Raw genomic sequence first — 8,471 nt, 5'->3', positions numbered from 1 at the left:
AGCGCCTTGAGACGCTGGCTTTTCTGATCGGCTTATAGCCGTTGTACAAACCACCCGTTTTACGGGTGGTTATGATTGTTCAATTTATGTTAACAGGTCATTTTAATAGTTTGCTAAAATTTAGAGCTAAAATAATTAAAGTAGCAAATAGGAAAACAAAGATGGTTCAACGACATATGAAATTGTAATGCCGGAAAAGCAGTTTAAAATTGTAAGCGAAATTTTAGTTAAAGAAGGCTACACGGTTGCTTCTTAATTTCACAGCAGTTTTATTAGGATTAGTAAATTAAAATACAAAAGAGCAAATTAAAAGAAGAAAATGAGTAAGATAAAAGCGTGATTATTGTTTCTTAGTAGTCACGCTTTTGAATTTTTCGTTAATATGACAAGTTATCGATAACTATAGGTAGCTCTTACTTTTCAAATTGTTGTTCTTATCTTGACATTTACCCTACGTGAAACTGTATTGTTTAATCAGGAGGTGACGGCAGTGTCAGAAAAATATTCTATTGGTGAGGTAGCAAAGAAATTAAATATGACGCCGCGCGCAATTTGTTTTTATGAAGAAAAGAATTTGGTAACCCCGGATTCGATTGGTAAGAACGGTTATCGTTACTATCAAGAAAAACAGATTCAGAAATTAGAGCTGGTTAATTGGATTTTTCAATTAGTCAGATTAAAAGTTTATTTAATGATCAATGTGCCTTTGATTCACTACAGTTACTATTCCGGAAACAAATTAGCGAAAATGAAAAAGAAATTTTACTTTTAAAGCAACGTCAGAAACAATTACAGCGGCTGGTTCAAACGGTTACTACACGAAAAATGAATTTAAATGATTTTACTAACATTGCACAGATTATGAAAAAAGAAGCAATATTAACAAAACTGAGAAGTAGAACACTATTCTTTGGCTTTGGTTTGATACTAATTGAGTTGGTTGGAGTAGCTAGTGCATATTACTTCGGAAGGGCTGATCATTTTGATGCAATGATTTTAAGCATTATAGTTATGTTGATATTAGTGATATTCCTCTCCGCTTTTCTTACTAAGTATTACTACTCTCAAGTACAATATATCTGTCCAAACTGTGGTACCAAGTTTACGCCTTCATTAGCCAGATTTACTTTCTCAGCACATACACCAAAATTTAGAAAATTAGAATGTCCAAATTGTCATCATAAATTATATTGCCTGGAAATTGCTCGGTAATATTTCCGGGGAAATATCAATACTTATTTTGCCGACATTTTCCAACCTCCCAAGCAATATTCTTTGAGTTTTTTGCCCAACAACTCAATAATAAAAGTAGCTATGTTTTGAGAGGAGACCTACAATGAGAATTGCTAAATTAGTTGTTGGTATTTTGCTGTTAGTATTGGCTGCATGGTTATTAGTTGATGCAATTGTAAATGGTATTCTAGGAATTTGGACCAGTCCCAATTACATCTACGCTACTTTAGAAATTATTTTATCTGGATTATTTATTGGCGCAGGGGTAGTTTATATTGTCCAAGAAAATAATCCCTTCCTTGGCGGTGATATTACCAACCTCATTTTGTTAATTGTTGGTGGAATTATTGGGATTGCTGGTGGCTTCTTCAATAATTGGATGTTCCTATATGCGGTAATTAGCCTTGTTGTTGGCATTGGTTTCTTTATTTGGCACGTTAAGATTGGTGAAAACGTATAATTGAAATATTCTGAAAGAGGGATGGTTGAGAAAAATTAGCCATCCTTCTTTTTGATCTTTTTAAATAAAACATTTCCCGGGGAATAATATTTCCTGTCGTCTCATTGACGGGTTCCTGTCGGCTAAATGTCGTGGTTAAAAGGAGTAGAAATTGATATCCTATAAATAAAGTAAGGGGGTATCAGAAATGATAAAAAATAATATCAAAGCGCTGCGGTTGACAAAACACCTTTCGCAAGAACAACTAGCTGAAAAGGCCAAAGTATCGGTGCGGACAATTCAACGGTTAGAAGCCGGAGAAGATGCTAGTATCTCAACCCTTAACCTAGTAGCAGGAGCGTTAGGAGTTGAAGTTGGTGATCTTTTCCCGCGGACGGATTCAGCTAAGCAACAGGAAAAATTCAGTCTGCAGATGCACAACTTCAATCACAATTGTACCAACGTCATGAAGAATTTAAGAACTTTAAGCGGATTTACAATACTTGCTACATTATTGTAATGATGCTTTGGGGATGCTGCTTCCCGTTAATTCACAATGATGCTGCTTCTTCGATTGTCGGAATTCTTTGGATTGGTGGCTGGATGTTATTTAGTCCATTAAAAAAGTGGCTTGAACTGTGGAAACTTAATCCAAAATTAGATGCAAAGTATCCATTAACAGTTAATCGGATTGATAAGAATCAGGCAAGTAAGTAATTTTCATAAGCTAATTTCTTTATTTTTCTTAATAATTGAGTAAAATGTAAATATCAAAAGGTTAGGGGGACTTGCTTATGAAGACATTAACTGTTACTGACGCTGCATTAGAACGGATTAAAAAGTACCTTAGTCCTGATAAACAAGTGGTGTTAGATTTTGATGATGGTGTTGGCCCATTTTCAGCGATCGGCAATTGTAATCTTGACGCTAATTACCGTTTAATTTTCGTTAATAAGGATGTCGACTTACCTGATTTTGACGAAAAGGTTAGTTCAAATATTGGTGATATTTATATCAAGAGTGAGCCTTACGCAAACATTCAATTTGAAAATCAGATGGAGTTACGCTTCGATCCAAAACATTTTACGATGCCATTAGTTAGCCCAACTAAGATCCTTACTGATAATGTTGAAGTAGTTGATATTAGTGAACCATTAAAGGGTGAATATACTGGAACCCATGATTGCTAAAGTTTATTAAATAGAGCCTAGTGCATTCTAATCTTGAAAATGCGCTAGGCTTTTCTTATTTATGGAATTAACCGCTAGTATTGATGTCTAATATTTGAAATGATAAATTAAACCATATGGTAGTAGGAGATAGGTAACCAAAAGAAAGAAAAATGAGTAAATACAATCAACTATGGCAGTACATTCAAGATAACTATGACGAAGATTTTAGCCTTACATTTGCTGAAATTGGTCGTATTGCTGGGGTACCTTTAGATCACTCTTTTCTTCATTATAAGAAGGAATTGTCGGAATACGGGTTTGAGGTGCAAAAGATTTCAATGAAGTACCAGCAAGTTAACTTTCACAAAATATAGGAAGAGAATTATGAACCCACAACAAATTTACCAGTTATTAGACAAAGCCAAGATTAATTATGAAGTTATCCACCACCCAGTAGTTTTTACTAGCGCTGAAGCAGATCGGTATGTAGAAAAGTATTCGTTTGCCCGGACAAAGAACCTTTTCTTACGTACCCATAACCGGAAAAGCTATTTTTTATATGTCCTTTTGGAAAATAATCAGTTCGTTGAAAAAACATTTCGGCAGGCAGTTGGAACATCCCGGCTATCGTTTGTTTCACTAATTGAGTTGAAGCAAATTCTAGGGATAGAACCGGGAAGCGTTTCCCCATTTAACCTCCTTAATGATCAAGATAAGCAAGTAAAATTGATTGTTTCCCGTCAAGTCCTTGTGGATAACGATTTAATTGGTGTCCACCCGAACGATAATACCCAGACAATTATTTTAAGAACTACCGACTTACTAAAATTCCTAGAATGTAATAAAATTAATACTCGAATCATTAACGACTAATTTCTCAGGAAATATCAAATAATTGATAATTGACTATTTGAATGCGCTTTTATTGACACCTAGCCCTAATAACATTAAAATTTATCAATGATAATATTTATTGGGGAGTAAATAAAGTATAGGAGTATTGATTAATGAGAGTTAATATTTTACAACACACTTCAAATGAAGGGCCTGGATCAATTCGGGATTGGATCCATGCTAATAATAACGAAATGTATGTTTACCACCCGGATCAATTTGGTAACTTGCCAACCGTGGATGAGACCGATATGTTAGTTATTCTCGGTGGTCCAATGAGCCCTAATGATGACTTCCCTTGGCTAGAACAAGAACGTGAATTAATTAAGAAAACGCTTGATGAGCGTAAGCCAATTTTTGGTGCTTGTTTGGGTGCACAACAAATAGTTAAGGCGTTGGGCTACCAGGTTACTCAAGCGCCACACAAGGAAGTTGGCTGGGCTCCAGTTTATCGGCAAAACGATGCAATTCCGGGGATCCCAGATAAGTTAACTGCTTTGCACTGGCATCAGGATATGTTTGAGATTCCTGATGATGCTAAGTTGCTTTTTAGTAGCGATTTGAACGAAAATCAGGGTTTCCTTTACCACGATAATGTGATTGGTCTTCAATTCCATTTTGAGCCAATGAAGGACAACGTGCGTGAAATTGCAATTAATGATAGTGAATATCCGCTTAAGGATAATGATCTTCACCAGACAACTGCTGAAATTATTGAGCATGATGTTCCAGCAGAAAATAAACAAGTAATGTTTAAGCTATTAAATTACATTACCAGATAATGCTACCTAGCTATCAATGGATTAGTGAGACGTCATAAATAGCTAGTTTAAGCACTTATCACTTTACTTTTGAGGTTGCTAACTTTGTGTTCAAAGTGTTATTGTGTAATGGTATATGAGAAATGAGGTGATCTTGAATGGCTGATCGATATGATGCAATTCGTCAAGCATTGAGCAAGCCCGAATTGAACGCAAAGCTATTCGCATCAGAATTTGGGTTGGAAGCAAAGAAACACCGGGTACTAACTAATGGGCGCGCCAGTCGTTACCCATATCCGGAAGCTCTTCGTTCCCGTCGCCATAACTTATATTTAAATTCTGGCTTTACTGACAATATGATTGATTTCGAGACGTCACCAGTTGTTGGGAGTAAGAATGCTGTTCTTCAATTGAAGATGCTCGAGCAAATTATGGTTGGTCAACTTCATGAGGATGAACGTTTATGGCCACTTAGTATGGCTCCAGCGCCTGTATATAACCATGATTTAGATTACCTAATGACGGATAATACGAAGACTTGGGATCAAGCTAATCATGATTACTTAGGTAAGAAATATGGAATTACCCAGGAGCTACTGGGTGATGTTCACGTTAACTTCAGTTTAAATAAAGGATTAGTAAAGACCTTATATGACCAATTCTATAAGGACGAATATAGTTCACTTATTGATTTTCAAAATCACCTTTACTTCAAGATGGCACAAGCCTTTGTCATTTACCAATGGTTGTTCACTTACCTTTATGGAGCAAGTCCGGTTTCAGAGGATATGCACATCCCTGAACACCTTGAATTACCAGTTCGGAGTTTGCGGTGCAGTGATTATGGTGATGATAACCTTCCTAATGAACAAGTTGGTTATAATTCATTAGAAGAGCACTTTGCTAAGCTGCAGGAATTCATTGATAACGGGACATATTACAGTATCAAAGAATTCTTTGGTCCTGTCCGTTGTCGTCGTCATAATCAGGATGTTGGTGACTTACAAGGGATGTTAACAAAGGGAATTAACTACCTTGAGTTTCGTTCCTTTGACCTAGATCCACTTTCCCGGACTGGGGTGAGTGATGATACCATTAATTTCCTTGAGTTATTAATGATTAATACCTTAATCAAGCCACTTCCGGATAATTTACCAGAAAAATTAGCGGCGGCGCGGAAGCTTAATAATGAGGTCGCTTTACAAAAGCCAAAGGAACAAACGCCAGAAATGCATGAGGCGGCAATTAAGATTATTGCTGAATTGCAGGACTTAGTTGATGAATTTAATGCACCACGGGAATACCGTCTTGCTCTTAAGTTTGTTCAACGGCGGGTAGATGATCCAGCCTTAACAATTAGTGGTCAATTAGCGGACCAAATTGAAAATGGTAATCTTCTTTCATTTGGTTTAAAGCTAGCTAATGATCGTTTTACTGCTAACATGAACATGGCTCATCCCCTTCAAGCAATTAGTGAAAAGTATTCGGATGATACACAACGTTTAATCAAAGCTGCAATTGAATTAGGGGTTAATGTTTCCTTCAGTGATGATGGAGTAACGTTAACTGTTGGCGACCACGATGAGACTTATGAAGCGCAAGGCGAATTTGAATTTCCTGACGGCCCACGTAAGTACATCTTAGATACATTTCCTGAAGCAGCTAAATTTCAGGAAGAATAATAGAGCGAATACTAAAAAATAACGGAGCCTCACAATGATATTTTGTGATGCTCCATTTTTGATCGGGGATAAGATAATGAGAAAGATTGGAATTATTGGGTTAGGTCATATTGGGCGTTTATTGGCTCATGACCTTGTTGCAACTGATAAGGTAGATCAATTGGTTTTGATTGATCAGAATGATGAATTAGTTGTTGGATTAAAGGCTGATTTGGAAAATGCCCAAACTGCATTAAGCACGAGAACTGAAATTATTCTTCAGGACTACGCAGCCCTAAAAAATGCGGATATCCTTGTAACCGCGTTTGGGGATAGTAGCCTTCTAGAAAAACAACAAATGGCGGAACTTACTCGAAACGGAAAAGCAGTTCGTGAAATTGCTCCGCAGGTAAAACAAAGTGGGTTTGATGGGATTGTTCTGAACATTAGTGATCCCAATGAAGCAATTACCGCCTACCTGCAACAACAACTAGCTTTACCAACTAAGCAGGTAATTGGCATCGGGACCACAATTGATACAGCTCGAATGCGTCAGGCAGTTGCAAAGGCTGCGGAATTGTCATCCCAAAATGTTAGTGGCTTTGTTTATGGTCAACATAACGGCGAGAAGATCTTTGCCTGGTCTACAGTTACCGTTAATGGTCAGGATCTAGATAAGAGCATTAATGGTCATCACCTTGACCAAAATCAATTAAGGATTACTGCCGACCTTGATAATTGGTACACGTTTAAGGGACTTGGTTACAATGCCAGTGCTGTTGTGACATGGATCCTTCAAATGATTTCTACAATTTTAGGTAATGGTGAACTGAGCGCTTCAGTAGCAATCTACCAGCCTCGATATTCAGGATACGTTAGTTTTCCGACATTGCTTAATCGTAACGGCCAAGGGCACCCATTATTATTAAATCTTTATCCAGTGGAAGAAGCGGCTGTTAAAACTGCTGCTAATGCAATCCAACAACAACTTACGATCCTACAACAAGGAGGGAAAACAAATGATTAAATCGTTAGCTGTATATTGCGGAGCCCGAAATGGCAATGACGGGAAATATTTAAAAAAGGCGCAGGAATTAGGAGAATGGATGGCAGCTCACCAAATTGAATTAGTCTATGGTGGTGGACAGTTTGGCCTAATGGGTGCGGTTGCTGACGGTGTTCTTGATAACGGGGGAACTGTTCACGGAATTATTACCGAAACCCTTGCCAGTCGTGGTGCTGCTTACTCGAAAATTCAAGATCTTAAAATTGTTCCTGATATGGATCACCGAAAAGAAAAAATGATGGCAATGGCTGATGGCATGTTAGCCCTGCCTGGTGGTATTGGAACACTTGAAGAAATTAGCCAAGCGGCCTCGTGGATTACAATCGGCGAAAATCCTAAGCCTGTTGCTTTTTATAATCAAGATGACTTTTATTCACCACTAAAAGAAGCGTTCGAGCACATGAGTCAAGAAGGCTTTCTTGAAAAGATTTACCTTGATAGCATGTACTTTGGTGATGATTTTAATCGAATCCTTCAATTTATGGAACACTACACAGCACCAAGACATAGGACGTATGAAAAGTAGAGTGCGAGCCAGCAAAAAGCTTGCGGAAAGTTAGCAATTTCTCCTGACGAAGGCGACTTGTGCCTAGGAAGGAGGTTGCTAACTCTAGCAAGCTTCTGGCGAGCGCATTTTAGCCATGTTGTCGAGAATAGTTACTGTTTTATCGTCGGAAGGGAAGGTTGTTAGCTTGAGGAAGTCTCGGCTGAGCACGTTTTAGCCATGTTGTTGAGAAAATAATTGGATCAAAAAAAGCCACAATCATTGCAGCTTACTTAAGTGGTTGAATTGCATAGACCTGATCGTCAGCCTCATCGATTAAAGATACGGGCCGCTGGTCGTTAGCTTGAATAGTGATGTGGTAACCGAATTTATCGAGGTAAACTAATTTATCTTCACGGACTAATTGAACCGTTGCGGGAATTTCTTGATTATCAATCCCAAGTTTTAGTTCCGGAGAGATGGTGATTTTATGGGACCGATTGCGTTCCTGATCATAGTATCGCCAAGTACCGGCATAAAATATTGGTAACGCAGTCGTCGTGCTACTTTTCTTCGCGTGACTGAACCCTAAAGTACTGGAGAGTCCAGCCATTAGTCCCGCGCCGAAAAGTAACATTCCCTTTTTTTTCATATTCCATCAATCTCCTCAATTATGTGATAAGTCATTTCTACAAGAACATTATACACATATTTATATGATCGAAAGATTTCATTTCTGTTAAAAACAGACAATAATTGGT

The 8,471-nt window shown here is 37.7% G+C and carries 12 protein-coding genes; 11 read left to right on the top strand and 1 reads right to left on the bottom strand.

The window, feature by feature from the left end:
* The first annotated feature begins 490 nt into the window (after nucleotides 1-490).
* From H9564_RS09150 to H9564_RS05880, 11 genes are all read left to right on the top strand, one after another.
* Nucleotides 491-772: a helix-turn-helix domain-containing protein gene (locus tag H9564_RS09150; RefSeq protein WP_318241078.1), complete on the top strand. Its 282-nt coding sequence runs from the start codon at nucleotides 491-493 to the stop codon at nucleotides 770-772.
* Nucleotides 773-1,336: 564 nt separating this feature from the next.
* Nucleotides 1,337-1,693, top strand: a complete 357-nt coding sequence (locus tag H9564_RS05920) for a hypothetical protein (protein ID WP_191684580.1) — start codon at nucleotides 1,337-1,339, stop codon at nucleotides 1,691-1,693.
* Nucleotides 1,694-1,880: 187 nt separating this feature from the next.
* Nucleotides 1,881-2,192: a helix-turn-helix transcriptional regulator gene (locus H9564_RS09145; protein WP_225209567.1), complete on the top strand. Its 312-nt coding sequence runs from the start codon at nucleotides 1,881-1,883 to the stop codon at nucleotides 2,190-2,192.
* Nucleotides 2,192-2,389, top strand: a complete 198-nt coding sequence (locus tag H9564_RS09140) for a hypothetical protein (RefSeq protein ID WP_225209566.1) — start codon at nucleotides 2,192-2,194, stop codon at nucleotides 2,387-2,389. Before H9564_RS09145 ends, H9564_RS09140 begins: the two co-directional genes overlap by 1 nt.
* 77 nt (nucleotides 2,390-2,466) lie before the next feature.
* A complete protein-coding gene (locus H9564_RS05910; RefSeq protein ID WP_191684579.1) occupies nucleotides 2,467-2,862 on the top strand; it encodes an iron-sulfur cluster biosynthesis family protein in 396 nt (131 codons plus the stop codon).
* Between the two features lie 152 nt (nucleotides 2,863-3,014).
* The gene (locus H9564_RS05905) at nucleotides 3,015-3,218 is read left to right on the top strand and encodes a hypothetical protein (protein WP_191684578.1); all 204 of its coding nucleotides are present in this window, start codon (nucleotides 3,015-3,017) and stop codon (nucleotides 3,216-3,218) included.
* Nucleotides 3,219-3,228: 10 nt separating this feature from the next.
* Nucleotides 3,229-3,717: a prolyl-tRNA synthetase associated domain-containing protein gene (locus H9564_RS05900; protein WP_191684577.1), complete on the top strand. Its 489-nt coding sequence runs from the start codon at nucleotides 3,229-3,231 to the stop codon at nucleotides 3,715-3,717.
* A 134-nt stretch (nucleotides 3,718-3,851) separates the two neighbouring features.
* A complete protein-coding gene (locus H9564_RS05895; RefSeq protein WP_191684576.1) occupies nucleotides 3,852-4,520 on the top strand; it encodes a type 1 glutamine amidotransferase in 669 nt (222 codons plus the stop codon).
* 137 nt (nucleotides 4,521-4,657) lie between these two features.
* A complete protein-coding gene (locus H9564_RS05890; RefSeq protein ID WP_191684575.1) occupies nucleotides 4,658-6,181 on the top strand; it encodes a glutamate--cysteine ligase in 1,524 nt (507 codons plus the stop codon).
* A 76-nt stretch (nucleotides 6,182-6,257) separates the two neighbouring features.
* A complete protein-coding gene (locus tag H9564_RS05885) occupies nucleotides 6,258-7,187 on the top strand; it encodes a lactate/malate family dehydrogenase (protein ID WP_191684574.1) in 930 nt (309 codons plus the stop codon).
* Nucleotides 7,180-7,752: an LOG family protein gene (locus tag H9564_RS05880; RefSeq protein WP_191684573.1), complete on the top strand. Its 573-nt coding sequence runs from the start codon at nucleotides 7,180-7,182 to the stop codon at nucleotides 7,750-7,752. The genes H9564_RS05885 and H9564_RS05880 overlap by 8 nt, the downstream gene beginning before the upstream one ends.
* A gap of 247 nt (nucleotides 7,753-7,999) precedes the next feature.
* On the opposite strand, the gene H9564_RS05875 is transcribed toward H9564_RS05880, so the two are convergent.
* A complete protein-coding gene (locus H9564_RS05875) occupies nucleotides 8,000-8,362 on the bottom strand; it encodes a DUF4828 domain-containing protein (protein ID WP_191684572.1) in 363 nt (120 codons plus the stop codon).
* Between the last annotated feature and the right edge of the window lie 109 nt (nucleotides 8,363-8,471).

This window comes from Limosilactobacillus avistercoris (genome assembly GCF_014836425.1).
GTDB lineage: Bacteria > Bacillota > Bacilli > Lactobacillales > Lactobacillaceae > Limosilactobacillus > Limosilactobacillus agrestimuris.
Note: the sequence above shows the minus strand (reverse complement) of the source record. Positions and strands in the feature narration are given on the sequence as shown.

What these genes read in the sequence shown, in the direction of transcription:
- H9564_RS05920 (WP_191684580.1), top strand. Translation starts at nt 1,337, where the DNA reads ATGAGAATTGCTAAATTAGTTGTTGGTATTTTGCTGTTAGTATTGGCT.
- H9564_RS09145 (WP_225209567.1), top strand. Translation starts at nt 1,881, where the DNA reads ATGATAAAAAATAATATCAAAGCGCTGCGGTTGACAAAACACCTTTCG.
- H9564_RS09140 (WP_225209566.1), top strand. Translation starts at nt 2,192, where the DNA reads ATGATGCTTTGGGGATGCTGCTTCCCGTTAATTCACAATGATGCTGCT.
- H9564_RS05910 (WP_191684579.1), top strand. Translation starts at nt 2,467, where the DNA reads ATGAAGACATTAACTGTTACTGACGCTGCATTAGAACGGATTAAAAAG.
- H9564_RS05905 (WP_191684578.1), top strand. Translation starts at nt 3,015, where the DNA reads ATGAGTAAATACAATCAACTATGGCAGTACATTCAAGATAACTATGAC.
- H9564_RS05900 (WP_191684577.1), top strand. Translation starts at nt 3,229, where the DNA reads ATGAACCCACAACAAATTTACCAGTTATTAGACAAAGCCAAGATTAAT.
- H9564_RS05895 (WP_191684576.1), top strand. Translation starts at nt 3,852, where the DNA reads ATGAGAGTTAATATTTTACAACACACTTCAAATGAAGGGCCTGGATCA.
- H9564_RS05890 (WP_191684575.1), top strand. Translation starts at nt 4,658, where the DNA reads ATGGCTGATCGATATGATGCAATTCGTCAAGCATTGAGCAAGCCCGAA.
- H9564_RS05885 (WP_191684574.1), top strand. Translation starts at nt 6,258, where the DNA reads ATGAGAAAGATTGGAATTATTGGGTTAGGTCATATTGGGCGTTTATTG.
- H9564_RS05880 (WP_191684573.1), top strand. Translation starts at nt 7,180, where the DNA reads ATGATTAAATCGTTAGCTGTATATTGCGGAGCCCGAAATGGCAATGAC.
- H9564_RS05875 (WP_191684572.1), bottom strand. Translation starts at nt 8,362, where the DNA reads ATGAAAAAAAAGGGAATGTTACTTTTCGGCGCGGGACTAATGGCTGGA.